Source organism: Pseudundibacterium arcticum (assembly GCF_042646465.1).
Lineage (GTDB): Bacteria > Pseudomonadota > Gammaproteobacteria > Burkholderiales > Burkholderiaceae_D > Undibacterium_A > Undibacterium_A arcticum.
Window position 1 is genome coordinate 1 of the sequence record NZ_JBHRTP010000027.1, and the last position, 26,192, is coordinate 26,192.

A 26,192-nucleotide genomic window follows, 5' to 3' on the forward strand; every position below is an offset into this window, starting at 1 on the left:
GTGATCTTGGCACCCCATTTGGTATCGGACACGAAACGGATGCGCCCGCTCGAGGTGCCGCTCACGGTGGTCTGGAATCCCCCCGTGTAAGTGCCGGCGGCCACATGCACCGTGGTGTCAGGCTTGGCCACCTGCGACGCCTTCAGGATCGTCTTGAATGGTGCCGATTGCGTACCCGCGTTGGAATCGGAACCGGTGGTTGAAACATACAGGTTGTACGTCGTCGGTGCCGGTGCCGGTGCCGGTGCTGGTGCTGGTGCTGGCGCTGGCGCTGGTGCCGGTGCTGGTGCCGGTGCTGGTGCCGGTGCCGGTGCTGGTGCCGGTGCCGGTGCTGGTGCCGGTGCCGGTGCCGGTGCTGGCGTTGGGGTGGGGCTCACGTATCCGTTGGAGCCTGGATTGGCTTGCGCACTCTTCAAGAATTCAGGTGACGCGGTTTGAGATGTATCAGTACCAGAACCACCTCCGCATGCGGCCAACAGGACGGAAAAAAAACTTGTGCACAACATGGCGCGCGGCGAGAGTTCGAATGATGACATCTTTAGCATGAAAGTTTCCCCAAGTCATTGATTGCAGCGAACCTTTTTGAGAAGCAACAAATTGCTTAGTTCCACTATTTCCTGAAAAAAATTTAGTGATGGGGAATAATCAATTGCAAGGATGTATTTTTAAAGCGGCATTGTTTTTATGAAAACAACGTGATGCCGCTTAGCAAAGCGGGCAATTGCGCCTGTCAAGGAGCCACGTTTTTTGAGCGAAAGTGGTAGCTCCCTTTCAACAAAGAAATTTTATTCAGGCAAAAAAAACCGCGATTGAACGCGGTTTTTTGACTGAACGATGCCTATTTTTCAATTGGAAGGGAGAAAGAAGTGCCGATGTTTTTACCTAAATGAAAACATTGAAATGCCACAATTAAAACTTGAGCAATTGCTGCGCTGGAAATTTCAGGAAATGTCTGCAAGGCGGCATGCCGATGCGGCAATCCACACCTGTCCTCCGTGGCATGCGTCTTATGCAACATTGGTTCGGATTGGAGGCCCGCCGATAGCGAGGCATTACTGGAAGGGTTTGGGTACGGGAACAGGGCCGAGGTGCCAACACGGAAATGGACTGATTGATCTTACCCATTCGCCCGTTGCGAACTTGCGCGGGCGCCTGACCGCTTGCCATTCATACCATCAATCCAAAAAGACAATTCTGCGCATCCGGCTGAGTCGACTGTGCGGGACTATCCGGTACAGAAAAGAGGTGAACTCAAGAATCGGCGAGGCAACGACACGGTAAGGAAGCGCCGGAACAGCGGTGTCGAGGCATGGGCTAGCAGGGCATCAACCGACCGCCATGGTGGTCTGCGAAGCCGCCTTTTGACAGCGCGGCGGCGCCGCTGTATCGGCCGCTGCTAAAGCGATGAGTCGACTCATTTCGCGCGATAACAGTGGCGTACCGGTGGTCGACGGATGAAGCAGATCGGAAAAATTCGATGGCTGTAACCGAAACTCACGAAAGCTGTCGTCATTGCCGGAAATGACCCTGCCATAGCGGGAAGCGAGGCGCGTTGCCGCAATATGGAAGCGATCGCTCTTGGCAAAATATTCTGGAGGAAACCCACCGGGCGCCATCGGTGGAATCACCGATACGACACAGATGCCTTGATTGTCGAGTATTTTGTAGATGCGATCCAGATTTTGAAAGCCGGAAAAGCATTTGCACAATGCCGCGTGCAATATCCGAGTAGCCGCTGAAATCGAAGTGGGGCTGGAACGAAAACGCACATGCACCGATGATGACTTCCAGCGCCGAAGCTGGCCGGGATGAGACAAACACAAGTCTGCAATCTGCGCAAACGATCCGGAAAACACGATCTTTTTCGCGAGGCCAACGCTGACCAGGAACAGGCCCATGCACACCCGCTCGGCGATCGCCTCTGGCCCAATCATCGACGAAGCGGCCTCGCTCTGCAACATCCTGCTGTATCTGAATATCGGGCCGGCCGAAAATGATGGGAAGAACGATGCTCACAAGGCATGCTCTTTCAGGTCAAGACGGCGCGAACTGCCTTGGAACACAGCGACCAGATGGATGCATTGCGAGATCGTGTAAAAACTCAGGAGCAATAGCATGCGATCGGCAGGCGTGCCGCACTAGCATCAAGCCGAAAAGTGGCATCCAGTATGAACGTTTACACCTCTTTTTCTAAAGAAAAATGCCGTTCAGGGCTTAACTGAGCGGCATTACGGCGGCGCGCGCATTTATCCGCCCGCTATAAATCTCTTCATTGGATTTTATTTTTTACGGGACTGGGAGAGGAAGCGCTTATCGTGTTCTTTGTGATTAGCGGACTATGTGTATCATCATTTGATACCGGTTGCCCAAAACCGAGTTTCTCAATGGAACGTAGCATCGCAACATTGCCCCTCAGGGTGTCTATGTAAAATAACGTATGCCCTCTATTAATCATTGCATTCATAGCCGCCTTTATGGCTCTCGTCGCAAGCCCCTCTCCCCTTCTCCTAGGGTCAGTACCGATCGTACCGATCACGACCGCTTCAGGCTCGACCTTGTAAGTCCTGCAATAGCCTAATGCCAACACACCGGTCGACACAAGGCTTCCCCCCGACCGAATTCCAAAAAAAACGCTCCGTCCGGCAGCAATCTTTAGCGCTAGCTTGAACCGTTCCCAAATTGTGGACCAGTGCAACAACAAAGGCCATTGACGCATTAATCCAACTAGCCCCGCAACGACGAATACGTCGTCATTTCCATCGAGTTGGAACGGTTCCACCCGGAGAGTCTTGAAACGCAGATGTACTGGCATGCTCCCCCTCTTTTCACGTATGGCATCTATTTATAGGTTCGCCTGGAAAGTGCACAGGCTGTCCATTGGAGGCAAAATGTGTAGCTACCGATATCAGCTTTATACGCGCCTTCAACACCATTCAATATGAGCTGCGCTGGGCCGCAGTCACTCGCACCCAAGTAAAAATTCATGCCACGCTACAGCGCCTACGTCAGCGTCTCATCGCTCTCCCCAACGAAAACGCCCCCGCCACCCATGCAACCGAGTCGTTAAGGCTAAACCAAAGCGCCATACCATTCGATTACTCAAAAAGTCGCTTATCTGAACGGCATTACCGCGCTGCCGCTTGATCTTCGATTCGATGGTGTTTGTCGCTTACGAATACTCCAGTTGGCTGATATTTTCATTACCATACTCGTAGCCGTAACCATAGACGCCGGGCCGCAGAATCAGGTCATTGAACAGAACGCCGGCCGGTGCTATCCCTGCGTGGTTCAAACGCTTGATCGACTCGTTGATCTCGCGTTCGGTCGTGATGCCGGCACGGGTCAGGATGAACACGGCGCCGGCGTGCGAACCGATCACGAGGGTGTCGGACACCGCCAGTACTGGTGCCGCGTCGATCAGCACCACATCATATTGGCTCGATACCGTTTGCAGCAGTGCGCCGAAATCCGTATGCAGCAGGAATTTCGACGGATTGCGCGGCAGCAGGCCGGTCGGGATGAAATCCAGATTCTCCAGCACGCTGCGACGGATGGATTGCTCCAGCGGTTTGGCGCCGGTGATGGCTTCGGACAGCCCGCCCTGCCGCTCCAGGCCGAAGGATTGATGCAGGTGGCCATTCCGGAAATCGGCGTCGATCAGCAATACCTTCTTGCCGGTCTCTGCCAGCACGGCAGCAAAATTGACCGAGACGAAGGACTTGCCCAGGCCCGGCGTAGGTCCGGTAATCAGGACGATATTGTTTTTGAACTTCGGCATCGCGAACTGCACCGCGGTGCGGAAAAAACGCAGGCTTTCGATCGCCACATCCTGCGGTGCAGCCTGGGCCAGTACCAGCATCGGGTTCGATTTCGCGTGATGTTTGATGATCTGGGTCTGCTTGTCGCTATGCGGGATGGTGGCATAGACCGCGCGTGAGCCGAGCATCTTTTCGATATGTTCCGGATTCTCGATACCGTTTTTGAACGATTTTTTGATGAAGGCGGATATCACGCCGAGAAACAGTCCGGTCAACACCGCCAGCGCGATGACTAACGGCCGGTTCGGCTTCAGCGGTTTCTCCGGTGCCATCGGCGCGTCGATCAGGCGCACGTTGCTGACCTTGCCAACCGTAATCAGGCGCAGCTGTTGCGCGGTGTTGGACAATGTGGTGTACAGATCGGTGTTGACCTTGACGTCGCGGTTCAAACGGACCACATCCTGCTCCAGTGTCGGCAGGGTCTTGATATGGCCGGCCACTTCCCGGATCTCGTTGTCGATTTCACGCAGCTGGCTGTTCACCCCCTGCACGATCGGGTGCTCGTCGGTGAAGCGACTGAGCAATTCGGTCCGTTTCTGCTGCAACTCGATGCGCCGGGTCTTGGCCGCTGCCGATTGCTGCAGGCTGAGCCGCGCTTCCTCGCCCAGGTCAATTGTGCCGTGCGCATTGCGAAATTGGTTGTATTTCCCCTCGGACTGCTCCAGCTGCGCCTTCAGTTGCGGCAACTGGGTGTTCAGGAAGGCCAGCGATTTTTCGGCTTCTTCGGTCTTGCGCGCCAGATTTTGCCGCATGTATTCGCGCCCGATTTCATTGAGGATATTGGTGGTCAGTTGCGGATTCTGGCCTTGCAGCGTAACGTTGATGATGCCCGACAGCTTGCCTTGCTCAGTGACCATCATGGATTTTTGTACTTCTTCAATCGCGGCGAGGCGCGAGTCGCGGCGCAGGCTGAATTCCGCACCGGGTGCGGCTGCCATCTGGTCTACCATCAGTTCGATATTGCCATTGTCGGTAGCGGCATTGAGCGCGACGCCGACCTTGCCTTTCAGCGCGATGTTCTGGGTCGATTCGGTCAGCAGATACTGTCCGTTGCCTTCCGCCGTGATGACAAATTCACGGTTTTGCAGCACATCCGGCACATTGAACACCGGCACCGAAATCTTTTCGGCGCCCCACGCATAGCCGCCGATGCCGAAGACGCCGGGCGAGGACAGTTGCTTGTTCTGGCGCGCCAGCAGGCCACCGATCAGCGGGAAGTACTTCGGGTGGGCATCGATGTACAGACGCATGTTGTCGACCGCACGCGAGATTACGAGTCGTGAATGCAGCAACTCCATCTCGGCGGTGACTTCGGCCTTGGTATCGAACAGCGAAGCCATTTCACCCAGAATGTTTTTCGATGAATTGGGACTGTTTTCCTCGACGTGAATCATCATGCTGGCCTGATACACCGGCTTGGCCATGAATGCGTAGGCGACGCCGATCAACGTCGCTGCCAGCGCAATCCACAGAATCAGCCAGCGGTGGTCGAACAAGGTATTGACATAGGCTTTCAGCTCGTCTTGATCGTCCGGCGGCATACTTTGCGGCGCAGACTGTTGAATAGGTTGATGCATCGTCATGCTGTGTTGCATGATGGGAGCCATCGCGTTCTGATTCGCTGTATTCATCATGATGATTACCTAGCCTGTATAAGATCTATATAAAAGTGGCTGAATATTTCCACAGCGCACCGGCCGACGCCGACACCACATCTTCTCCGTCATTCTGGTGCGGCGGATCCATCCCAGCGTACAGGGGCTGAAAATGGATCACCGGTCCGGTCCGGCGTGGCACGATCACGCGTAACATCAGGTCCGGGCCGATCATGCCGCCGATCGATCTACGGATGAGCCGCACTAAGAACCCCCGACAACGCGCTTGGGAATATCAGGCTGATCGCGCGATGCCAGTTGGTCAGTGGCGACGCGGCGACGTAGACTACGTCCTTCGGGTACAGCTCGAAACTCTCGGCCATCGCCAAAGCCCCAGGCGTGCTGGCGTTGAGCTGATATACCACCGGCTCCGACGCCTGCTTGCGTACCACGTACACCTGTCGCCCATCACCGGTAACCGGATTGATGCCGCCCGTTTCACCCAGTGCTTCGTTGAGCGTCAGACGGCCGTTGTGCATGGTCAACGCTTTCGGCGCAACGACTTCGCCCGAAACGAAGACCTTGCTTTCATCGCGCGACACGGCTCGCACGATGTCGCCGTTGATCAACATGATGCTGGACGGATTAATGCCTTTTTGCACCAGCTGCAGCAGGTTGATCTGGTAGTTGGTGCCGGCCCGGTTGATGAAGATCTGGCTCTGATCGGCGGTGGGCAGCAGGCCGCCGGCACGGTTCAGCGCTTCTACCAGCGTCATCGGGATGTCATTGATTGCCTGCAGCCCGGGGGACTTGACTTCGCCATCGATATAGATGCGCTTGCTGCGATAGGCCTGCACGCGCAGGGTGACCTTGGGCTTGTTGATGTAGCGCGCCAGCTTGCCGGTCAGCAGGCCACGCGCCTGCTCTTCTGTCAGACCCGCCAGCTTGAGCGCGCCCGCATACGGAAACTGCACCATGCCCTCGTGATCGACCACGAAGCCGGCCGGCGGCGCGGCCGGACCGACAGCTTCTGCGCCGTTGATGCTGGCGACCGGTGTCGCCATCACGGCGCCGGCCAGTTCGGGATGGTCCCACACCACGATCGACAGGATGTCGCCGCTTTCGATCTTGTACGGCGTCACCGCGCTGACCAGATTGCTGAGGTTCTGAGTCGTTTGTTTTTCATGCTTCTCGCGCTCGGACCGGACCAGTTCGGGCGTGATCTGTTTCACCACCGGCGCGTTGGCGGGCAGCCCCGATTCGAGGCTGGCGCTGGGATCCGCACGCAAGCCGGCGCCGCCCGACGCACAGGCGACAAGCCACGGTATCAGGGCCAGCAGGCCGATTTGTTTGAGACTGATGCATGACAAAAATTTCATTGGATTCACCTAATCTGTTTGGACAACACCCGCCTTTGTTCGAGTGACCGAGCATGTTGCGCGGTTCGGTATCCAGTGCCGCGACCAGTGCCATGTTGACAAGAATTGCGGGTCAAAAGAATGCTTACACTTTACAAACTTCAGCTGGCCGGCACTTGATAATTATCAATTTACTAATGGATGAGAGCGGCGCGAAAGTGCAAGGAATTTCCCCCGGGGAACTACTCGGACTCGGCCGAAATTCCGCAGGCCGCTACAGCGGCGCCGCAAAAATTGTTGCCTTGCCCGCGCCAGCACAGCGGCGTGCCGTGGCGACTGACATGAATCGGGCCGCTTATTGACCAGGCTCAATGACGCAATCGAGCGGGGGGATCAAATAGGTAAGCTTGCGACTGCCTGTCATTCTGGTGTACAGCATGGCACTGCAGTCCCATCCGATATTGGTGATTGCACGATATCGCTGGCAAGCCCGAACTGATTCCTGCTGCAGGCAGACAACTGGTGACAAATGGATCGATGAGACATTCATCTCGTCAGAAAGAGCGTACGCCGAGAGGCGAACCTGGTACCGGCGGTTTTTTCCTGTCCGATGCCGAACTCGCGGCGAAGGCGGCGGCCGCGCCGGCAGTGCCGACCGGGATGGTACCGCAGCAAGCAGCGGCAGCGACGCCGGCCGAACTGCAGGAGCTGCGGCATCAATACGAAGTGCTGTCGAACCTGGAAGACGCGGTCGGCAAATTGCAACAACGATGGCGCTGGGTGTGGGGGTTGGTCCTGCTGCTGGTACTGGGCGCAGCGGCCGGCCTGATCGCGTTTTCATGGATGCAATCGGCGCCCACACTGGCGCCCGCACCATCGTCCACCAGCAGGCCCGCGACCAGCAGCGTGACGAACGAGGAATTACCGCCGGCAGCCACCGCCTCGATCGCGGTCGCCAGCGTGCCAAGCTCGGCCGAGCCAGTTGTGCCGCCCCAGCCAGTCGCCAACTCAACGGTGGCCGTCGGCGTCAATGCAGCGCGAACCGGCGGCCCGCGCTTGCTCGCGGAGCCGGCGACCAGTCCGAAAGCGGTTCACCGTCAAGCGAACCAAGCGGCGGTCAAGAAACAGGCGGCGGACGATACGACCCCGGCCACGCCCTGCAGCGCAGCCGCACTGGCAATGGCGTTATGCGATATCAAGGGCCGCTAGCAATGCAAGACCCACCGGAGGAACGCTATGAACAAGACCCGCACCATGGTTGCGCTGTTCCTGATGTGGCTGCCGATGCTGACCCTGTCGCTGCCGTCGCATGCACTGCCTAACATCGACTACAAGATCGTCACCGCGTCCGAGCGCGGCACTTATATTCAGATCGGGCGCGACATCTCGAAATGGGTGGCGGCCCCGGCCGACATCACGCTCGAAGTGCTGCCGTCCAAGGGCTCGACCGAGAATGTGCAACGGCTGCGTTACGAGCCTGGTGTCAAGCTGGCGCTGGTGCAATCGGACGTGTATCAGGCGTTCGTCGACCAGGCCGCAGGCGGCAACCGCTCGGCCAGCCAGCTGATCCAGCCTTTGCGCGTGGTGATGCCGCTGTACGACGAAGAAATCTATTTCGTCACGCGGGCCGATGCGCCGCTCGAATTCATCCACCAGATCAAGGACAAGAAGATCAACGTCGGCCCGGTCGGCAGCGGCACCGCCCTGTCCGCCACCACCATATACAAGCAGATGTTCGGCAAGTCGTTGCCGGACGCGAATGCCAGTTATCTGTCAAACGAAGAGGCGCTGCTCAAGCTGACCGGAGACAAGTCGATCGATGTGGTGGTGGTGGTCGCCGGCCAGCCGGCCAAGCTGTTTGTCGACATGACGCCCGAGGCGCGCAAATTCATCAAGCTGCTCAGGTTCGACGAAAAATCGGCGGAGAGCCAGCACGCCACCAAGACCTATTTTCCGGCCACCATTCGCAGCAGCAGTTATCCGAACTGGATTAGCGAAGACGTGCCGACGCTGACGGTCAAGGCCTTTCTGGTCACCTACGACTACAGAATGGCGCACACGCAGGCCTATTTGAACCGATTCGCCGACGCGCTGTGCCTCAATTTCGACAACCTGCAAAGCCAGGGTCACGCCAAATGGAAGCAGGTGAAAATGGAATTGCCGCCGCTCGGCAAGGGCTGGACTTACTACCCACCAATCGAGAAGGTATTGCGCGCTTGCATCGCGCGCCGCAGTGCGATCGCGAAGGCCGGCGCAACGCCGACACCACAAATATCGGCGCCGGAGGCGAAAGCCTGTAGCCAGCAGGAAAAAGTGCTGGGTCTGTGCGGCATGTAGGGCCTGTTAACAATCAAATTGGGAGATGCGTTCAAGCCTCGGCGGCCCCACCAAAACGCGGGCTGGCAAGGAGGTATAGCAGGGAACTCGAGCAGCCTGCTGCTCGCCTGCGTAACGGTCATCGCTTGCAAGCGATGACGCGCCCTGCAAGGGGGGCGCTGCCGTTGACGCAGTCGAACATCAGGTTGGTGCTGATGCCGAGAAATTCTGTCGATTCGTTTTCAGGTTGAGTTTGCATGGCGGTGGCGTAGCGCTGTGGTGCGCTACTGTAACGTGCGCGAGACAAGCTGCGCAATCGAGCCGCGGACGCACGATTCGGACACTGCAAGTCGGATCGTGTCAAAATAAATACTGGGGCCTGTATTTTTAGAGCCGCTTGTTTTACCAGCGGCATTGGCATTGGTTTGCCCCATACTCCCACTATTTTCGTTGGCGCCGGACTAGCGCGAGATATCGGCTCACTAGCGTAACGCGCTACACTAGACGCTATACGATCAAACCCAGCCTATTCCACTCGCCATGTGCCAGCTACTCGGGATGAATTGCAACGTCCCCACCGACATCGTATTCAGTTTCACCGGTTTCGCGACGCGCGGCGGCCGTACCGACGAGCACAAGGACGGCTGGGGCATCGCGTTCTTTGAAGGTGCCGGCGTGCGCCATTTCGTCGATTACGAAGCCGCGATCTCGTCGCCGATAGCCGATCTGATCCGACGCGTACCGATCAAATCCAAAAACGTGGTGGCGCATATCCGCAAGGCCACCCAGGGCCGGATTGCTTTGGAAAATTGCCACCCGTTCGTGCGCGAACTGTGGGGCCGCTACTGGGTGTTCGCGCATAACGGCGACCTGAAAGATTTCGCACCGACCATGGACGGCTGCTACCGCCCGGTTGGCAATACCGACAGCGAGCTCGCGTTCTGCTATCTGCTGCAGGAGCTGCGGCGCCGCTTCGGCGACCAGGCACCGCCGCTGGCGGCGCTGACAGCAAAGCTGCGCGAGCTGACGACCGCGATCGCCGCCCACGGCACCTTCAACCTGATGCTGTCGGATGGCAGCGTGCTGTTTGCGCATTGCTCGACCGCGCTGTACTACATCGTGCGCCAGCATCCGTTCCGCCAGGCGCGGCTATCGGACGAAGACCTGCAGGTCGATTTCGCGCAACTGACCACGCCGACCGACCGCGTCGCGGTCATCGTCACCGCGCCGCTCACTACCGACGAGCAATGGAGCCAGTTCGCCAGCGGCGAGTTGATCGTATTCGTCGATGGTGCGCCGCTGGGCTAGCATGGCGACGGTCCCGCATATCGAAACCTCCGCACCGTCATCCCAGCGCACGCTGGGATCCAGCGGCGTTCGTTTTGCACCAGCAAAGCGCGCACCAGCAATGACCGTCAAGTAGCTGCCACGAACGCCACTGCGCCCCAGCTTGACCGCAGGCCAGCTTGTCCTGAGCTTGCCGAAGCATGTCCTGAGCTTGTCGAAGGGGGCTGGGGTGACAGTATTGATTTGACCGACCGACCCAAACCTCATTAAGCCCCGCCTGTTATAGAACAGCAAACAACATCCATGTACACTCCGATCCACCCCAACTCCGGATTGCGCCATGGCTTCTGTTTTACTGACCGTCACCAATCTCGTGAAATCGTATGGCGAGCGCCGGGCGGTCGATGGCATCTCGTTCCGCGTCAATAGCGGCCAGACGCTCGGCCTGATCGGCCCCAACGGCGCAGGCAAATCGACCACGGTCAGCCTGATCTGCGGCCTGCTGCGGCCCGACGGCGGCCAGATCCTGCTCGACGGCCAGCCGATCGGCGGCGGCAACAGCGCCGTCAAGCACAAGATCGGCTTGGTGCCGCAGGATCTGGCGTTGTACGAAGACCTGTCGGCGCGCGAAAACCTGAAGCTGTTCGGCGCGCTGTATGGCCTGTCCGGCGCCAGGCTGAAGACGCGCTGCGACGACGTGCTGGCGCTGGTCAATCTGACCGACCGCGCATTTGACAAACTGAGTGCTTTTTCCGGCGGCATGAAACGACGGCTGAACATCGCGGCGGCGCTGCTGCACGATCCCCAGCTCTTGATCCTGGACGAGCCGACCGTCGGGGTCGACCCGCAGAGCCGCAACGCGATCTTCAATAGTCTGGAACTGCTGAAGAGTCAGGGCCGGGCGCTGATCTATACCAGTCACTACATGGAAGAAGTGGAGCGGCTGGCCGACCACATCGTCGTGATTGATCACGGCAAGATCCTGGCCGATGAAACGCCGGCCGCACTGTATCAAAGGCTGCCGGCGCAGGCCGCGCTGCGAATCGATCTGGCGCAAGCGGCCAGCGCCGCCCTGCTCGACGGCATCCGGCGCCAGCCGGGCGTGACCACAGTCGCGGTCACCGACTGCTGCCTGCAGATCGGCCTGCACGCGACCGAACAGGCGTTGCCGCTGCTGGCATGGATGCAGACACAGGGTTGCCAGCCGCTGCATTTCGCGACCGCCAAGGCCAATCTGGAAGACATCTTCCTCGACCTGACCGGCCGCAGCCTGCGCGACTGATCGCACCGCCCTCCTCACCAGAACTTTTTGGATATCCGACCATGACCGCACTGATTGCGTTGATCCGCAAGGACTTGATCCTGTTCCTGTCGAACCGTCGTGCGCTGCTGCTGAGCCTGCTGATGCCGATCATGCTCGGCGCGTTTTTCGGCTATCTGTTTGGCGGCTCCGGCGCAACCGATGGCGGCAAGATCGATGTCGCGCTGGTGCAACTCGATGACAGCGCTGCCAGCCGAAAGATCGCGGCCGGTCTGAAGAGCGACAAGGCGCTCAATGTACTCGAGCTGTCACTGGCCGAAGCCCAGGACAAGGTACGCAAGGGCAAACTGAATGCAGCGGTGGTACTGCCGGCCGGTTTCGGCGACGCCGCCAAGACTGCCTTTTTCAGCGGCAGGAACAAACCGGAAATTGCACTCTATTACGACCCGTCGCAAAACGCGGTGCTGGCGATGCTGAAGGGGATGCTGACCCAGCACGTGATGCAAAATATCAGCGCCGAGGTATTCGACGCGAGCGCCGACAATTCTTATCTCAATACCAGCATCAAGCAGCTGGAGAGCCAGGCTGCCAGCGATCCGCAAAGCGCCGAGCTGGTCAGGTTCCTCGGCAGCGTCAAGCAATATCAATCGACGATCGCAAGCAAATCCGCAGGCGGCAATGATGCCGGCGGCGCGCCGAAGGCCGGCCTCGGCCTATCCATGCCATTCTCGACCCGTGACGAGGCGATGACATCAAGCCCCAACAAATACAACGGCTATGCACATTCGTTCGCCGGCATGAGCGTGCAGTTCATCCTGTTCATGGGCATCGATGCCGGCATCGCGATCCTGCTGGCGCGCCGCATGGGACTGTGGAACCGCCTGTTGGCCGCGCCCATCACGCTGTCAACCATATTGCTGGCGCGCGCGCTGTCCTGCGCGATCATCGCGTTCGGTATCCTCGGCTTCATCTTCGCCGTGGCGATACTCGCGTTCAAGGTGCAGATCGCCGGCAGTGTGATCGGCTTCATCGGCGTCGGGCTCTGTTTTGCGCTGGTGACTGCCAGTTTTGGCCTGTTGATCGCCGCCTTCGGCCAGACTCCTGAAGCGGCGCGCGGACTGGCGGTGTTCGCGACGCTGATCATGGTGATGCTGGGCGGCGCCTGGGTGCCATCCTTCCTGTTTCCGCAATGGCTGCAGACGCTGACATTGGCGGTGCCGACACGCTGGGCGGTCGACGGCTTCGATGCGATGACCTGGCGCGGATTGGGGCTGGATGCGGCGCTGCCGGCGATGGCGGTGCAACTCGGTTTCACGCTGCTGTTCGGCGGCCTGGCGCTATGGAAGTTCCGGCGCGATGCGCGGCTGGCGTAACGCGCTCCGTATGTAAAATTGCCATCCTTGCGCGCGCCAGGATGGCATTTAATATGTACCGACTCAAACTCGATCCGACATACAGTGTCAGATTAGGGCTGTAGGGCGGAAAAGCGCAGCCCTTGCAGGGCGCATATCCGCTTGCAAGCGGATACCGTTTCACAGGCGGATCGCATGCGATCCGAAACCCCTGCTCCACCCTTCCGCCGCATGCAACTTTCAGGCACACCTCATCCATGCCAGATTACCGCCGCAATCGCGTCCCCGGAGGGACGTATTTTTTCACCGTCAATCTGCTCGAACGCCGGAGCTGCTTACTGGTCCAGCATATCGACGCCTTTCGTGAAGCCGTACGACAGGTGCGTGCGCGCCGGCCATTTCACATTGATGCGTGGGTGGTGTTGCCGGACCATACCCATTGCATCTGGACTCTTCCACCGGGCGACACCGATTACTCTGCGCGCTGGAAGGCGATCAAAATTGCCTTTGCGAAGTCGCTACCAAAAACCGAGCGTTTGTCGGCGGTACGTGTACGCAAAGGTGAACGTGGCATTTGGCAAAGGCGATTTTGGGAACATACCATTCGTGATGAGCGAGACTATGCAGCGCATGTCAATTATGTGCATATCAATCCGTTCAAGCATGGACTCGTGCGACAGGTAAACGCATGGCCCTACTCGTCATTTCATCGGTTCGTGACTGCGGGGATTTATCCGAATGATTGGGCAGGCGAGGCACCTGACTTGGTTACGGGCGAAAGGGACGCATAGACATGCGGCGGAAGGGTGGAGCAGGGGTTTCGGATCGCATGCGATCCGCCTGCGAAACGGTATCCGCTTGCAAGCGGATATGCGCCCTGCAAGGGCTGCGCTTTTCCGCCCTACGAGCTGTGGCAGTTCCGGCGCTGCCCGGCTTGCGCAAGAGGCGGTCGACCGCTTACTGGCCTGGCTTTGCCAGAGCCTTGTCCGGTTCGGCCAGCGTCCGATACGGTAGCAATTTTGCGCGCGGATCGGCAGTGGTCTGGTCAATCACCTGCTCGACATCGGCGGTCTTTCCGAGTTCAAGCAGGAACTGACGGCTGTCAAAGTCCGGCGCTACGCATCCCTGCAGATAGATGAAACGACGCTGCAGCAGCAGCCAGAGCGTGGTCTTTTCATGCCAATGCATGGCCGGCTCGATATACGCCAGCCGCCGTTGCACGGCCGCGGCGATCTCGGTGTCGTAGCGGTAGGAATTCGGCAAACGGCAACGGCCCTCGGCCCAGCAACTAGTGCCGCGCTCGGCCCGATAATGCGCTTGCTCTCGCCATTCGTGCTGCGTCTGCAACGGTCCCAGCGGCAGCGGACAGGCCGGAATCGCACTGGAAACCTGGAAGAAGGGATCATTGCCGCGGTTGGCGCGCGCATCGTCGGCCGCCGCCGCCGGGTTCGCCAGCATCGTGGACAAACACCATGCGCCGTATCGAACCAGGCGCTTCATGATTTTCGGTGTGTCGCCAACATGTCCGCTCCTTGATCTAAAGGCCCAGGAAATTCCACATGCCGTTCGGCCAGCATATGCGCGCGCAGCGCTGCCCAATGTGTTGCTGCCAGTCGCCTGCTTCGATACGCCCCGCTGGGGCTACTCAGCACGAACGGTTTGGGATCATTCGCGCGGAAGACCGGCGGACCAACAAACGACCGTCATGCTCACGACAAATTCGGCGCCAGCCAAGTCTCGATCTGCTGCTTATCAATGCCACGCCGCTGCGCCATGTCCGTCACCTGATCGTCGCCCAAGTTGGCGTTCAGATCATCATTCGGACTTCGACTTCAGCCCCAGCAAGGATTCGTAGACCAGATTTTGCAGCATCACCTGGCTGGTCGGGTCGATATCATCGAACAACACGCCGTGCGAAAAACGTGATGGCGCGCCCGTTTTTGCGGCAGGTAACTCACGCAGACTGCGGATCGTTGCGCTGGTTTCGATCAGCACTTCCTGATTGGTCGGCTTGATCCGAAACGTGAACGACAGCGCAATTTTCGCTTCAGGTTCGCCCAGCGCGCTGTCAGCCGTGATCTGGGCTCCGGCCACACTGATATCGGTGATGGTCCCGCACGCCGATGCGCCCTTGATCTGCACCGGCAATTCCACATTGACCCTGACCGCCTTGCGCAATGCCGTGGCCTGGATTTCATTGGGAAAGGTGAGGTGCATGTAGAACCGGGGGCCGTGGAAAACCGATTCCACGTCGCAGACAAACGAAAACACGTTCATCCCGGAAAATACGCGCAAGGCGACGCGCTCGCCCGCCAGTATCGGGACCGAAAGTCCATTCTCGAGCGGGATTTTCATCAGCAAGTACTCGCCACTCACATAGCCGATGAGTGCGGTGTAATAAATTAATGGTTGCACGCCGCGCTTGAGCGTCATCTGCAAGCGAGTACCCACTTCCAGCTTCATATCGTCAAAACTTGTCATAGCGCGGCCTGATATTTCTTGAGTGGGCACCGGATCATGATACATGACTGCTGCGGTCACTAAAAAACATGCGGTCGGCACGGGGCTGCCATTCCGTCGAGCGCCCCCATGCCTGCAATGCTCAAAAAATCACAGATTGGGCGCCAACCAGGTCTCGATCTGCTGCTTATCGATGCCACGCCGCTGCGCCATGTCCGTCACCTGATCATCGCCGATCTTGCCGACCACGAAATACTTCGATTCAGGATGGGCAAAATAGAAGCCCGATACCGCCGCGCCCGGATACATCGCGAATGATTCGGTCAGCTGCATGCCGATTTCTCCACATTGCAGTTGCTTGAACATGTCGGCCTTGACCGTATGCTCGGGGCAGGCCGGGTAGCCGGGCGCCGGCCGGATGCCGACATAGCGTTCCTTGATCAGCTCCTCGTTGCTCAGATGCTCGTCGGCCACGTAGCCCCACAGGTCGGTGCGCACGCGCTGGTGCAGGTATTCGGCCAGCGCCTCGGCCAGGCGGTCGGCCAGTGACTTGAGCATGATGCTGCTGTAGTCGTCGTGCGCGTCTTCGAACCGTCTTTCATACTTCTCGATGCCGAGACCGGCGGTGACGGCGAATAGGCCGATGTAATCAAAGATGCCGGACGGCTTGCCATCGATCAGTTTCGGCGCGATGAAATCGGCCAGGCATTGATTCGGTCGCGCGACGCCGTCGATCACCGGCTTGACGCCTTGCTGGCGCAGGCCGTAATAGGTAAACGCGACTTCGCTGCGCGACTCGTCGGTGTAGATCTCGATATCGTCGTCGTTGACGCTGTTGGCCGGCAGCAGCGCGATTACGCCGTTGGCAGTCAGCCAGCGGCCGTCGATGACTTTTTTCAATAGCGCCTGGCCTTCGGCCAAGACCTTGGCGGCGGCTTCGCCGACCACCTCGTCGGTCAAAATCGCCGGATACGGCCCGGCCAGGTCCCAGGTCTGGAAGAACGGGCCCCAATCGATGTAGTGCGCCACCGTCGCCAGATCGACATTCTTGATTTCACGGCGGCCGATGAATTTCGGCCGCACCGGCGTGTGGCGGCCGTCAAACGCCAGCTTCATCTTGTTGGCGCGTGCCTGCGCCAGCGTCAGCAGCGGCGCGGCTTTCTTGTTGGCGTGCTGCTCGCGGATGCGTTCGTAATCGCTGGCGATGTCGGCGATGTACTGCTCGCGTTGCTCCGGTGTCAGCAAGGACTGAGCCACCGATACCGAACGTGACGCATCGGGTACATACACCACCGGACCCTCGTAGTTGTGCGCGATCTTGACTGCGGTATGCGCGCGCGAGGTGGTGGCGCCGCCGATCAGGAGCGGGATCTTCAGCATGCGGAAATGCGGGTCACGCTGCATTTCCTTGGCGACGTGGGCCATTTCTTCCAGCGACGGCGTGATCAGGCCGGACAGGCCGATGATGTCGGCGTTCTCGGCCTTCGCCTTGGCCAGGATTTCCGAACACGGCACCATCACGCCCATGTTGACGACTTCGAAGTTATTGCATTGCAGGACAACCGACACGATGTTCTTGCCGATGTCGTGCACATCGCCCTTGACCGTGGCGATCACGATCTTGCCCTTCGGCTTGGCGACGATGCCGGTGCGCTGTTCTTCTTTCAGCTTCTCGGCCTCGATGAACGGGATCAGGTGGGCCACCGCCTGCTTCATCACGCGCGCCGATTTGACCACCTGCGGCAAGAACATCTTGCCCTGGCCGAACAGGTCGCCGACGATGTTCATGCCATCCATCAACGGCCCTTCGATCACGTGGATCGGACGGCCACCGTTATGCAGCAATTCCTGGCGCGCTTCTTCGGTATCCTCGACGATCCATTGCGTGATGCCATGCACCAGCGCGTGCGCCAGGCGTTTTTGCACCGGGCCTTCGCGCCATTCCAGGTTCTGTTCTTCTTTCTTGCCACCGGCCTTCAAGGTACCGGCGATCTCGATCATGCGTTCGGTCGAATCTTCACGCCGATTCAACACCACGTCCTCGACCCGCTCGCGCAACTCGGCCGGGAGATCGTCATACACGCCCATCATGCCGGCGTTGACGATGCCCATGGTCATGCCGGCCTGGATCGCGTGGTACAAAAATACGGTGTGGATCGCTTCGCGCGCCGGGTCGTTGCCGCGGAAGGAAAAGCTGACGTTCGACACCCCGCCACTGATTTTTGCGTGCGGCAGATTGTCGCGAATCCAGCGCGTCGCGTTGATGAAATCAACCGCGTAATTATTGTGCTCTTCGATGCCGGTCGCGATCGCGAAAATGTTCGGATCGAAGATGATGTCTTCCGGCGGAAAGCCGACCTTGGTCACCAACAGGTTGTAGGCACGCTGGCAGATCTCGGTCTTGCGCGCAAAGGTATCGGCCTGGCCCTTTTCATCGAACGCCATCACGATCACCGCTGCGCCGTAACGCCGGCACAGCCGGGCCTGACGCAGGAATTCGTCCTCGCCTTCCTTCATCGAGATCGAGTTGACCACCGACTTGCCCTGCACGCATTTCAGGCCGGCTTCGATCACCGACCACTTGCTGGAGTCGATCATGATCGGCACCCGCGCGATGTCGGGTTCGGATGCGATCAGGTTCAAAAAGCGCGTCATCGCGGCGACCGAATCGAGCATCGCTTCGTCCATGTTGATGTCGATGACCTGCGCGCCGTTCTCGACTTGCTGTCGTGCCACCACCAGCGCCTCGTCGTATTGCTCGTTCAAGATCAAGCGGGCGAAGGCTTTCGAACCGGTGACGTTGGTGCGCTCGCCGACGTTGACGAACAGCGAGTCGTCGTCGACCGTGAACGGCTCCAGCCCGGACAGCCGCATCGCTTGCGGCACCGCGGGAATCTTGCGCGGCGCGATGGTTTTGACGACCTCGGCAATCGCCTTGATGTGCGCCGGCGTGGTGCCGCAGCAGCCGCCGGCGATGTTGACGAAACCGCTTTCGGCGAAGTCCTTCAGCAACGAGGAGGTGTCGGCCGGCAGTTCATCGAAACCGGTATCCGACATCGGGTTCGGCAAGCCGGCATTCGGATAGATGCAGACAAAGGTATCGGCGATCTGCGCCATCTCTTCGGCGTACGGGCGCATCAGCGCCGCGCCGAGTGCGCAGTTCAGGCCGATCGTCAATGGCTTGGCATGGCGCACCGAATTCCAGAACGCCGGCACGGTCTGGCCGGACAGGATCCGTCCTGACGCATCGGTGACGGTGCCGGAGATCATGATCGGCAACCGCTTGCCGGATTCCTCGAAGAAGGTATCGATCGCGAACAGCGCCGCCTTGCAATTCAAGGTATCGAAAATGGTCTCGACCAGCAGCACGTCGGCGCCGCCTTCGACCAGGCCGCGGGTCTGTTCCAGATAGGCGGCGACCAGCTGGTCGAAAGTGACGTTGCGCGCGGCCGGGTCGTTGACATCGGGCGAGATCGACGCGGTCTTCGGCGTCGGCCCGAGCGCGCCGGCGACGAAGCGCGGCTTGTCGGCACTCGAATACTTGTCGCAGGCGGCGCGCGCCAGTTTGGCGGCGGCCACATTCATCTCATAGGCCAGATGCGCCATATGGTAATCGTCCTGCGCGACCGTGGTGGCACCGAAGGTGTTGGTCTCGATCAGGTCGGCGCCGGCGGCCAGGTATTGCTCGTGGATTTCCTGGATGATCTGCGGCTGGGTCAAGGTCAGCAGCTCGTTGTTGCCCTTGACGAACAGCTCGCGCGTGCCAGCTGACGCCGGCGCGGCAAAATCGGCGAAACGCCCGCCCGGCCCGCCGCGATAATCCTGCTCGGTCAGCTTGTACTGCTGAATCATGGTGCCCATCGCACCGTCCAGGATCAGGATGCGTTGGGACAGCAGCTCGCGCAGGTGCGCTTCGGTCGGAGATATCGCGTCGCGTTTCATCATTACACTTTCAAAAAGCAAAAAACCCGGCCAGCCTGGGAAGCGGGTCGGGTCATCCTTCCGCTTTAGCCGTATTTAGTTCGGATGCGCTGTTCCGCATCGCGTGCGCCCGCAAGCTGTGTGTCAAATCGGCGCTGGAATCGGTAAATTATAGGTCAAATCGGCGCCGTGCATGTTTTCAAGGGCCGCGGGCTCGCCGATTGCATCAAGATCGTTGCTGGTTAACGCTTTTCTAGCGCTTGCGCCGCCGTAGGATGGGTGCAACCCATCATCCATGTCCGCAACGATGGGTTGCACCCATGCTACATGTCGCCGTTTCCCGCCGTTTCCGGCCGCCGCTACAACTTGTGGGTCGACAGCAGGATGCTGGTCTCGCTATTGGCGATGCCGGGTATCTTTCGGATGCGCCCGAGCACCAGGTCGAACGCCTCCAAGTTATCGGCGCGCAGTTCCGCGATCACGTCCCAACGGCCGTTGGTGGTGTGCAGGGTGTGCACGTTCGGTTCGCCGCGCAAGGCTTGCAGCACGCTGGCCGCAGTGTTGCCTTCGATCGCGATATTCATCCAGGCCCGGATGCGGTGCGCCTCGGCTTCCGGCTTGAGGCGCACCGTGTAGCCGACGATCACGCCGGAGCTTTCCAGCTTGTCGATGCGATTTTGCACGGTGCCGCGCGAGACGCGCAATTTCTTCGCCAGGGTCGCGACCGAAGTGCGGGCATCGTCCCGCAGCAAGGCCAGTAATTGTCGGTCGGTATCGTCCATGATTGTACAAACTGCCAGTTATGGCTGCCATTTTGACATATTTTTCGACAAAACTAGGTATTTTTGTGGCTTTTTGTTGGCATGAAAACAATCGACAATGGCTTTCATCGCCACTCGCTGACCATTCCCATCAACCAAGGACAGAGGACTACATGCAACGCCAAGCCACCATACTCATCACCGAGCCGAGCCACTTCAATGTCAGCTATGCCATCAACCCGTGGATGAAGCCGGAGTCCTGGGCTGCCGACCCGGTAGCCGCCCACCGCTCGGCCATGGCGGCCAGCGCCGCGCTGCAGCAAGCGCTGCAACAGGCCGGCTGCGTGGTCGAAGTCGCGCCGGGCACCGCCGGCTTGCCGGACATGGTATTTCCGGCCAACTCGGCGGTAGTGCTGGACGGGCGCGCGATCACGTCGCGTTTTCGCCATCCGCAGCGGCGCGGAGAGGAAGACGCCTTCCTGCGCATGTTTGATGGTCTGCGCGAGCGCGGCCTGTTGCGCGAAGTGCGGCAATTGCCGCCCGGCGTGTTTCAGGAAGGGGCCGGCGACTGCATGTGGGACGAGGCGCGCGGCCATTTCTGGGCCGGCTTTGGTCCGCGTTCCAGCCACGCCGCGATCGCGCTGATGGCGGAATTTTTCGGGCGTGAGATCGTGCCGCTAGAACTCGTGTCCGAGCGTTGCTACCACCTCGATGTCTGCTTCGTGCCGCTGAGCGGCGGCGAAATCCTGTACTTCCCGCCCGCCCTGACCGAGGCCGCGCTGCAGACGCTGCGGTCGCGGGTACCGGCCGACCAGCTGATCGAGGCGACCGAGGACGACTTGCGCAACTTCAGCATCAACGCGGTCAATGTCGGGCGCCACATCGTGCTCAGCAATTCGTCGCAGCGCTTGCGTGCCGTGCTGGAGCAGCGCGGCTACACGCTGATCGAAGTCGATCTGTCGCCGTTCATGCTGTCCGGCGGCGGCGCGTACTGCATGACGCTGCGGCTGGACCGCAGCAGCAGTAGAAGTAGCAGCGCCGAACACGCAGCGACAGCGACACCGACCGCGACGCCGGCCCGGCTGGCGGCCTGAACCCATTCAAGAAAAACTTCAAGGAGCACACCATGACTCGCTATATCGATGTCAACGACATCCGGCAATTGCTGACCAGCGTCGGCGCAGAGACTTTCATCACCCAGCTGGCCGAGTACATCCGCGCCGATTATCTGCGCTGGAACGAATTCGAGAAATCGGCCCGCACCGCCAATCACTCCGAAGGCGGCGTGATCGAATTGATGCCGACCTCGGACCAGGCGCTGTACGGCTTCAAATACGTCAACGGCCATCCGAAAAACACCGCCGACGGCCTGCTCACCGTGATGGCGTTCGGGGTGCTGGCGGAAGTTGCCACCGGCTATCCCTTGCTGCTGTCCGAACTGACAATCACCACCGCGCTGCGCACCGCCGCCACCTCGGCGCTGATGGCCCAGGCGCTGGCGCGGCCAGACGTCAAATCGATGGCGCTGATCGGCAACGGCGCCCAGAGCGAATTCCAGGCGCTGGCGTTCAAGGCGCTGCTCGGCATCCGCGAAATCCGCGCCTACGACATCGACCCGGCCGCCACCGCCAAGCTGCAGCGCAATCTGGCCGGCATCCCCGGCCTGAGCATCAGCGCGGCCGGCTCCGCGGCAGAGGCGGTGCGCGGCGCCGATATCGTCACCACGGTGACCGCCGACAAGAACTATGCGACGATCCTGAGCCCCGACATGATCGAGCCCGGCATGCATATCAACGCGGTCGGCGGCGATTGTCCGGGCAAGACCGAATTGCACGCCGACATCCTTAAAAACGGCCGCGTGTTCGTCGAATACGAGCCGCAAACCCGGATCGAAGGCGATATCCAGCAGTTGCCGTTTGACTTCCCGGTCACCGAAATGTGGCGCGTGCTGGCCGGCATCGCCAGCGGCCGCGACAGCGCGGCGCAGGTCACGGTATTCGATTCAGTCGGATTCGCAATGGAAGATTTCTCGGCACTGCGCTTCGTGCGCGACCAGGCGGAACTGCGCGGCATCGGCAGCCAGATCGCGCTGATCCCGGCGCCCAACGACCCGAAAGACCTGTATCAATTCATCGCGCCACCGGCGCTGAAACTGGCGGTGAATGGCTAATAAGGGCAGCGCGAGGCTGGGGTGCGGCGGGCCAAATGCATCGGCCCGCCTACGATACACTGGCCAGTATATTTTAACGCGCTCTGAATACCTGCGGGTATAGCCGATTTTTACCGATACTCCCAGTAAAGCTATCAGCGGGGAGTTGCGCGCGCTTCCAGCAATTGCTTCAGCGCAGCCAAATCACGCTGCACCCAGGCGCGATCCTCGGCGAACTGGCGGTCCGACACGCCGGGCAAGCGGAACAGCGTGAACACGATCTCGCTGCCGGCGCCGTTGGCGATCACCCGCATCGGGATGTAGATCTCGTCGCCGTTGTCAGGCAGCACATAATGATCGAGCACGCCAAAATCATTCCGTGCGCTGAACCGCACCCGCACCGGTCCATGCTCGGTCGCGGCAATCCAGGCATCGCCGGAGCGTCGGATCGCAGCGCCCAGGCCGCTGGCCCATTTCGGGAAATTTTCCGGCACGGAAACGAAATCAAAGACCTCGTGCCAGTCGCGCTCAATGCGGACGCTGAGGGTGGACGATTCGAAGGTGGCAGACATGGGATGTGCGGGCGCCGGACCAGGATGGAAACGCCATTCATTGGCAGGTTGGATCATAACGCGGAATCGGCAGGATGCGACCGCGGCGCGGCGCGCAGCTGTCGGCAATGAAATACTGGCTGCAGTATTTTTTGGATCCGCTCAAGATCATTGGGGAACAGGTCGTTTTTCGCAGATACTCCCCCCATTGGCGCCAAGCATGGCCGCGGCGGCATCGCATGCGGCTATGGCGGAGGTCCACAGCGGATGCTGGCCGCTGGTGCAGTCTGCTGCGATGGGTGGCGGTCGTACTGGCGCCACCCGCCACCTTATTTGCGGCTGATGATGATCTTTTTGGCCTCGCGCAGCTTCAGCAACAGCGCGCGTTCCTTGGTGATTTCGCATTCCGACAGTGCCGCATCGGGACTCAAGCTGGTCATCGACAGCGCGCCTTCCCTCAAGCCGAAATCCATGCGCTCGCGCACTGTGCCCCGCAGCGCTTCCCCGACTGCGAGCAGGATCGCGATGTCGAGGTGGACTTCCACATTGTCGAGCACCTTGCCTGGCAGCACGCGGCACTGATTCACCGGGTGGCCGATCACGCGTGCTTTCGGCTGGGCTGCCACCGCACGGAACACGCCCTGATTGCTGACGGCAGCGGTGCTGAAAATCGTGTCCACGCCTGCGGCCAGCATCGCCTTGGCCACTTGCTCGCCGCGTGCCGGGTCGTTGAATGGCTGCTCACCGCCGATCCACTGCGGATCGTAGACTGAAATCGTAGGTTTGGCCGCTATCGCGCCGGCTGCAAAGGCTTCTGCATTCTGGCGCCGCACCGGGGTATCAAAGGCCGCGATCATCCCGACCTTGCCGTTGTGTGATGTCAGCCCGGCCGCAATACCGGCCAGATAGCTGGCTTCGGTTTCGCGGAACTGGATGCAGGTCAGGTTGGGCGGCGCATTATCGACGCAATGTTCGAGCAGGAAAAAGCGCGTATTCGGTGCCTGCCGGGCGACATTGGCGACCAGTTCCTTGAATTCGAAGCCGAGCAACACCACGACTTTCGGGTTTTGTTTGAGCGCCGCATCGAGCTGCTGTTGGCGGCCTTCGCGGGTCGGCTGGCTGGCCAGCGTGCTGGCCTCCATCCCATACATCAGCGCGGCCTGGTTGACGCCGGTGGTTCCCAGCCTCAGCAAGGGATCCTCGTTCATCGGCACCGGCCGGATGTAAATGATTTTGTCAGCCGCGTGCGACTCGGCTACCAGCAGCACGCACAGTAGCAAGAACGCCAGATGCAGGCTGCGCAGCCAGCGGTCGGGCCGAGCGCTATCCGATTCGGTGATAGGTTTGGATATATTGTTAAAACGTAGAGCAGAAAGCAACATCGTTTGGTCTCCCCGGGTGTCACTGACATACATGGCCAGTAATCTTGTGTGATTGGTGGTGATCTTCATGCGCAAAACCGAGCGTGTCAGATCCCCCCGGCATGATGCAAGATAGTGGGGCCGAAGTTGTTCTGCAATTCGTATAGGTTTATATCGGAAATGTTATAGCCCGAGGCAATAAGATCACCGGCTGGACCGCCAGCTCAGGTTATAGCGCGACACCTGCCGACGCCGCCCTCTTTACCGGCAGCTGAAAGCTGATCCCGAGTCGATTCCAGGCATTCATCAACGTGATGGCATAGGTCAGTTCGGTAATTTCGACATCGGCAAAATGCTCTTTCAGTGCCTCGAACAATGCATCCGGTGCATGCGTGTCGGCAATCGCCGTCACCGCCTCCGCCCATGCCAGTGCGGCTCTTTCCCGCGCACTGTAAAAGCTCGTTTCACGCCAGCCGACCAGACTGTTGACGCGCTGCCAGTCTTCACCGTTCGCCAGCAGATCGCGTGCGTGCAAATCGATGCAATAGGCACAGCCATTGACTTGGGACACGCGTAAAAACACCAGATCAACCAGTTTCTTGCCGATGCTGGAAGCGTCAACGATGGCGCTCAGCGCGAGCATGGCTTGATAGCCCTTTGGCATCAGGGTGCTGTATGAAAGTCGTGAGCTGGACATGAAATCTCCTTGAGTAATCTTGCGTAATGGTCATGAGAGGCTTCTCATACCTGACAAGACGAGACTAGGAAGAAGTTTGTGACAGCGTTTTTGAAAAAATCAGGACATGAATGAAAAATAACTGTCGACACCCTGCAATTTGTCCGGGTTGCGCACCGTGTACAGCGCCTTGATGCGGGCCTTGATAACTGCGTCGCCAGCGTCGTTTTCAACTACATCATCGGCTTCCAGCACGAACGAAGATACCGAATCCAGCTGGCCATCCAGATACCGTAATACCCCCGGCTGGCCATTGATGTCGACGACCTGAAATGTCAGGCGCGGGCCAAAATTACGCGCAATCACATGCAGCAGACGGGCAATCCGATCAGCGCCATGCAATACGTTCAATACCGACGCTACCTTGCCGCCGCCATCACCCGTAAACGTCGCATCGGCGCTAAATAAGGCGGCCAGCTGGCCACGATCACCGGTTTTGCTGGCGGCCATGAATTTCTGCAGTAGTTGCATGTGCATCTCGGGGCTGACCGTAAACTTTGGCGGCAGCGCCGGCGCCGACGCCGGTTGCCGCACCCGGCCCCGGGCCCGATGCACCAATTGCCGGCAGCTAGCCGCGGACTTGCCCAACATGCGTGCAAGCTCGGCATAGTCAACATCAAACACGTCATGTAACAAAAACGCTGCCCGTTCTTCGGCACCGAGCCGTTCCAGCACCAGCAGGAAAGCCGTCGAAACATCGCTGGCAAATTCAAGCAGCCATTCCGGCGACCGGGTGTCGGCCGCAGTCGCGATCAGCGGCTCCGGCAACCATGGTCCTACATACGCTGCGCGCTCGACTTTGGCCTTGCGCAAGCGGTCGATGCAGAGCCGTGTCACCACGGTCACCAGCCACGCTTCAAGATTGTCTGGCGGCGCTGCCTCATGCCAGCGCAGATACGCATCCTGCAATACATCCTCGGCATCAGCGCGCGTCCCCAGCATGCGGTAAGCGATGCCGAGCAGCCGCGTGCGATGTTGATTGAAGTGATCGGTGTGGTGAGTGCCGTGTTGAGTGCCGTGCTGGTTGTTGCGCTGATCCATTGATTATTCCTCCAGAATAATCATAAGACGGATCAGCGCACATAGTGTGACGGCGGCATCACAAAAAGTGCCGCCGTCCAAATTTCAGGCGAGTTATTCAGGCGCCAATCGTCGGTGCGCAGCCTGGTATTCCCTCTGCAGGCGATCCGCCATTGCCGCTACCGTCGGCAAGTCGTCCGCCGGCATTTAACGCGTTTCGTCTGGGCTGGTTCGGTCGTGGCGGAG

General features: G+C 59.5%; 24 protein-coding genes. 9 read left to right on the forward strand and 15 right to left on the reverse strand.

Translation table 11 applies throughout. The annotated features are described in order from the left end of the window. Positions 1-212, reverse strand: a 212-nt coding sequence (locus tag ACFOFO_RS10095; protein WP_390331485.1) for a DUF1565 domain-containing protein, incomplete at its 3' end; no start/stop codon positions are given. Here ACFOFO_RS10095 and ACFOFO_RS10100 point away from each other — a divergent pair. After that, complete coding sequence (locus ACFOFO_RS10100; protein ID WP_390328317.1) at positions 200-547, forward strand: hypothetical protein; 348 nt, start codon at positions 200-202, stop codon at positions 545-547. The genes ACFOFO_RS10095 and ACFOFO_RS10100 overlap by 13 nt on opposite strands. 778 nt (positions 548-1,325) lie before the next feature. On the opposite strand, the gene ACFOFO_RS10105 is transcribed toward ACFOFO_RS10100, so the two are convergent. From ACFOFO_RS10105 to ACFOFO_RS10125, 5 genes are all read right to left on the reverse strand, one after another. Beyond that, entirely contained in the window at positions 1,326-1,961 is a 636-nt protein-coding gene (locus ACFOFO_RS10105) for a hypothetical protein (protein WP_390331473.1), read from the reverse strand. Between the two features lie 308 nt (positions 1,962-2,269). After that, positions 2,270-2,812, reverse strand: coding sequence for a GNAT family N-acetyltransferase (locus ACFOFO_RS10110; RefSeq protein ID WP_390331474.1), 543 nt, complete (start codon positions 2,810-2,812; stop codon positions 2,270-2,272). A 357-nt stretch (positions 2,813-3,169) separates the two neighbouring features. Further along, complete coding sequence (locus tag ACFOFO_RS10115; RefSeq protein WP_390331475.1) at positions 3,170-5,452, reverse strand: polysaccharide biosynthesis tyrosine autokinase; 2,283 nt, start codon at positions 5,450-5,452, stop codon at positions 3,170-3,172. A 25-nt stretch (positions 5,453-5,477) separates the two neighbouring features. Continuing rightward, on the reverse strand, positions 5,478-5,678 hold the full coding sequence (locus ACFOFO_RS10120; RefSeq protein ID WP_390331476.1) for a hypothetical protein: 201 nt from the start codon (positions 5,676-5,678) through the stop codon (positions 5,478-5,480). Further along, on the reverse strand, positions 5,662-6,792 hold the full coding sequence (locus ACFOFO_RS10125; RefSeq protein ID WP_390321875.1) for a polysaccharide biosynthesis/export family protein: 1,131 nt from the start codon (positions 6,790-6,792) through the stop codon (positions 5,662-5,664). Before ACFOFO_RS10125 ends, ACFOFO_RS10120 begins: the two co-directional genes overlap by 17 nt. 516 nt (positions 6,793-7,308) lie before the next feature. Between ACFOFO_RS10125 and ACFOFO_RS10130 the strand changes: the two genes are divergently transcribed. Together ACFOFO_RS10130 and ACFOFO_RS10135 are read left to right on the forward strand one after the other, a co-directional pair. Continuing rightward, the gene (locus ACFOFO_RS10130; protein ID WP_390331477.1) at positions 7,309-7,980 is read left to right on the forward strand and encodes a hypothetical protein; all 672 of its coding nucleotides are present in this window, start codon (positions 7,309-7,311) and stop codon (positions 7,978-7,980) included. Positions 7,981-8,007: 27 nt separating this feature from the next. Continuing rightward, complete coding sequence (locus ACFOFO_RS10135) at positions 8,008-9,108, forward strand: TAXI family TRAP transporter solute-binding subunit (RefSeq protein ID WP_390321871.1); 1,101 nt, start codon at positions 8,008-8,010, stop codon at positions 9,106-9,108. Positions 9,109-9,226: 118 nt separating this feature from the next. On the opposite strand, the gene ACFOFO_RS10140 is transcribed toward ACFOFO_RS10135, so the two are convergent. Beyond that, the gene (locus ACFOFO_RS10140) at positions 9,227-9,508 is read right to left on the reverse strand and encodes a hypothetical protein (RefSeq protein ID WP_390331478.1); all 282 of its coding nucleotides are present in this window, start codon (positions 9,506-9,508) and stop codon (positions 9,227-9,229) included. A 119-nt stretch (positions 9,509-9,627) separates the two neighbouring features. On the opposite strand from ACFOFO_RS10140, the gene ACFOFO_RS10145 reads away from it, so the two are divergent. From ACFOFO_RS10145 to ACFOFO_RS10160, 4 genes are all read left to right on the forward strand, one after another. Beyond that, positions 9,628-10,395: a class II glutamine amidotransferase gene (locus ACFOFO_RS10145; protein WP_390321868.1), complete on the forward strand. Its 768-nt coding sequence runs from the start codon at positions 9,628-9,630 to the stop codon at positions 10,393-10,395. Between the two features lie 319 nt (positions 10,396-10,714). After that, positions 10,715-11,656 carry an ABC transporter ATP-binding protein gene (locus ACFOFO_RS10150; RefSeq protein ID WP_390321866.1) on the forward strand — a complete coding sequence of 314 codons (942 nt, stop codon included), beginning with the start codon at positions 10,715-10,717 and terminating at the stop codon, positions 11,654-11,656. Between the two features lie 41 nt (positions 11,657-11,697). Next, complete coding sequence (locus tag ACFOFO_RS10155) at positions 11,698-13,008, forward strand: ABC transporter permease (RefSeq protein WP_390331479.1); 1,311 nt, start codon at positions 11,698-11,700, stop codon at positions 13,006-13,008. A gap of 236 nt (positions 13,009-13,244) precedes the next feature. Further along, entirely contained in the window at positions 13,245-13,778 is a 534-nt protein-coding gene (locus ACFOFO_RS10160) for an REP-associated tyrosine transposase (RefSeq protein WP_390321859.1), read from the forward strand. Between the two features lie 166 nt (positions 13,779-13,944). On the opposite strand, the gene ACFOFO_RS10165 is transcribed toward ACFOFO_RS10160, so the two are convergent. The 4 genes from ACFOFO_RS10165 to ACFOFO_RS10180 all read right to left on the reverse strand — a co-directional run bounded on the left by ACFOFO_RS10165 (position 13,945) and on the right by ACFOFO_RS10180 (position 20,150). After that, positions 13,945-14,487 carry a hypothetical protein gene (locus ACFOFO_RS10165; protein ID WP_390321856.1) on the reverse strand — a complete coding sequence of 181 codons (543 nt, stop codon included), beginning with the start codon at positions 14,485-14,487 and terminating at the stop codon, positions 13,945-13,947. A gap of 315 nt (positions 14,488-14,802) precedes the next feature. After that, positions 14,803-15,468: a flagellar brake protein gene (locus tag ACFOFO_RS10170; RefSeq protein WP_390331480.1), complete on the reverse strand. Its 666-nt coding sequence runs from the start codon at positions 15,466-15,468 to the stop codon at positions 14,803-14,805. 129 nt (positions 15,469-15,597) lie between these two features. Further along, positions 15,598-19,389, reverse strand: a complete 3,792-nt coding sequence (gene metH, locus ACFOFO_RS10175; RefSeq protein WP_390331486.1) for a methionine synthase — start codon at positions 19,387-19,389, stop codon at positions 15,598-15,600. Positions 19,390-19,727: 338 nt separating this feature from the next. After that, positions 19,728-20,150: an Lrp/AsnC family transcriptional regulator gene (locus tag ACFOFO_RS10180; protein ID WP_390321846.1), complete on the reverse strand. Its 423-nt coding sequence runs from the start codon at positions 20,148-20,150 to the stop codon at positions 19,728-19,730. 152 nt (positions 20,151-20,302) lie between these two features. Here ACFOFO_RS10180 and ACFOFO_RS10185 point away from each other — a divergent pair, with 152 nt between their 5' ends. Both ACFOFO_RS10185 and ACFOFO_RS10190 read left to right on the forward strand, forming a co-directional pair. Further along, positions 20,303-21,223 (forward strand): dimethylarginine dimethylaminohydrolase family protein, encoded by a 921-nt coding sequence (locus ACFOFO_RS10185; RefSeq protein ID WP_390321844.1) that lies wholly within the window; start codon positions 20,303-20,305, stop codon positions 21,221-21,223. A gap of 32 nt (positions 21,224-21,255) precedes the next feature. Then, entirely contained in the window at positions 21,256-22,299 is a 1,044-nt protein-coding gene (locus ACFOFO_RS10190) for an ornithine cyclodeaminase (RefSeq protein WP_390321842.1), read from the forward strand. A gap of 134 nt (positions 22,300-22,433) precedes the next feature. On the opposite strand, the gene ACFOFO_RS10195 is transcribed toward ACFOFO_RS10190, so the two are convergent. The 4 genes from ACFOFO_RS10195 to sigJ form a co-directional block, all read right to left on the reverse strand. Next, positions 22,434-22,850: an SRPBCC family protein gene (locus tag ACFOFO_RS10195; protein ID WP_390321840.1), complete on the reverse strand. Its 417-nt coding sequence runs from the start codon at positions 22,848-22,850 to the stop codon at positions 22,434-22,436. A 308-nt stretch (positions 22,851-23,158) separates the two neighbouring features. Further along, positions 23,159-24,211: a BMP family ABC transporter substrate-binding protein gene (locus ACFOFO_RS10200; RefSeq protein ID WP_390331481.1), complete on the reverse strand. Its 1,053-nt coding sequence runs from the start codon at positions 24,209-24,211 to the stop codon at positions 23,159-23,161. Between the two features lie 208 nt (positions 24,212-24,419). Next, entirely contained in the window at positions 24,420-24,887 is a 468-nt protein-coding gene (locus ACFOFO_RS10205; RefSeq protein ID WP_390321836.1) for a carboxymuconolactone decarboxylase family protein, read from the reverse strand. A gap of 99 nt (positions 24,888-24,986) precedes the next feature. Next, on the reverse strand, positions 24,987-25,967 hold the full coding sequence (gene sigJ, locus ACFOFO_RS10210; protein ID WP_390331482.1) for an RNA polymerase sigma factor SigJ: 981 nt from the start codon (positions 25,965-25,967) through the stop codon (positions 24,987-24,989). Positions 25,968-26,192 lie beyond the last annotated feature (225 nt).

Bases quoted from the DNA above. Each gene is read 5' to 3' on its own strand.
- ACFOFO_RS10195 (WP_390321840.1), bottom strand. From the start codon at position 22,850: ATGTCTGCCACCTTCGAATCGTCCACCCTCAGCGTCCGCATTGAGCGC.
- ACFOFO_RS10145 (WP_390321868.1), top strand. From the start codon at position 9,628: ATGTGCCAGCTACTCGGGATGAATTGCAACGTCCCCACCGACATCGTA.
- ACFOFO_RS10185 (WP_390321844.1), top strand. From the start codon at position 20,303: ATGCAACGCCAAGCCACCATACTCATCACCGAGCCGAGCCACTTCAAT.
- ACFOFO_RS10190 (WP_390321842.1), top strand. From the start codon at position 21,256: ATGACTCGCTATATCGATGTCAACGACATCCGGCAATTGCTGACCAGC.
- ACFOFO_RS10200 (WP_390331481.1), bottom strand. From the start codon at position 24,211: ATGTTGCTTTCTGCTCTACGTTTTAACAATATATCCAAACCTATCACC.
- ACFOFO_RS10115 (WP_390331475.1), bottom strand. From the start codon at position 5,452: ATGATGAATACAGCGAATCAGAACGCGATGGCTCCCATCATGCAACAC.
- ACFOFO_RS10105 (WP_390331473.1), bottom strand. From the start codon at position 1,961: ATGTTGCAGAGCGAGGCCGCTTCGTCGATGATTGGGCCAGAGGCGATC.
- ACFOFO_RS10135 (WP_390321871.1), top strand. From the start codon at position 8,008: ATGAACAAGACCCGCACCATGGTTGCGCTGTTCCTGATGTGGCTGCCG.
- ACFOFO_RS10110 (WP_390331474.1), bottom strand. From the start codon at position 2,812: ATGCCAGTACATCTGCGTTTCAAGACTCTCCGGGTGGAACCGTTCCAA.
- ACFOFO_RS10180 (WP_390321846.1), bottom strand. From the start codon at position 20,150: ATGGACGATACCGACCGACAATTACTGGCCTTGCTGCGGGACGATGCC.
- ACFOFO_RS10130 (WP_390331477.1), top strand. From the start codon at position 7,309: ATGAGACATTCATCTCGTCAGAAAGAGCGTACGCCGAGAGGCGAACCT.
- ACFOFO_RS10125 (WP_390321875.1), bottom strand. From the start codon at position 6,792: ATGAAATTTTTGTCATGCATCAGTCTCAAACAAATCGGCCTGCTGGCC.
- ACFOFO_RS10165 (WP_390321856.1), bottom strand. From the start codon at position 14,487: ATGAAGCGCCTGGTTCGATACGGCGCATGGTGTTTGTCCACGATGCTG.
- ACFOFO_RS10205 (WP_390321836.1), bottom strand. From the start codon at position 24,887: ATGTCCAGCTCACGACTTTCATACAGCACCCTGATGCCAAAGGGCTAT.
- ACFOFO_RS10140 (WP_390331478.1), bottom strand. From the start codon at position 9,508: ATGCCAATGCCGCTGGTAAAACAAGCGGCTCTAAAAATACAGGCCCCA.
- ACFOFO_RS10155 (WP_390331479.1), top strand. From the start codon at position 11,698: ATGACCGCACTGATTGCGTTGATCCGCAAGGACTTGATCCTGTTCCTG.
- ACFOFO_RS10170 (WP_390331480.1), bottom strand. From the start codon at position 15,468: ATGACAAGTTTTGACGATATGAAGCTGGAAGTGGGTACTCGCTTGCAG.
- sigJ (WP_390331482.1), bottom strand. From the start codon at position 25,967: ATGGATCAGCGCAACAACCAGCACGGCACTCAACACGGCACTCACCAC.
- metH (WP_390331486.1), bottom strand. From the start codon at position 19,389: ATGAAACGCGACGCGATATCTCCGACCGAAGCGCACCTGCGCGAGCTG.
- ACFOFO_RS10160 (WP_390321859.1), top strand. From the start codon at position 13,245: ATGCCAGATTACCGCCGCAATCGCGTCCCCGGAGGGACGTATTTTTTC.
- ACFOFO_RS10150 (WP_390321866.1), top strand. From the start codon at position 10,715: ATGGCTTCTGTTTTACTGACCGTCACCAATCTCGTGAAATCGTATGGC.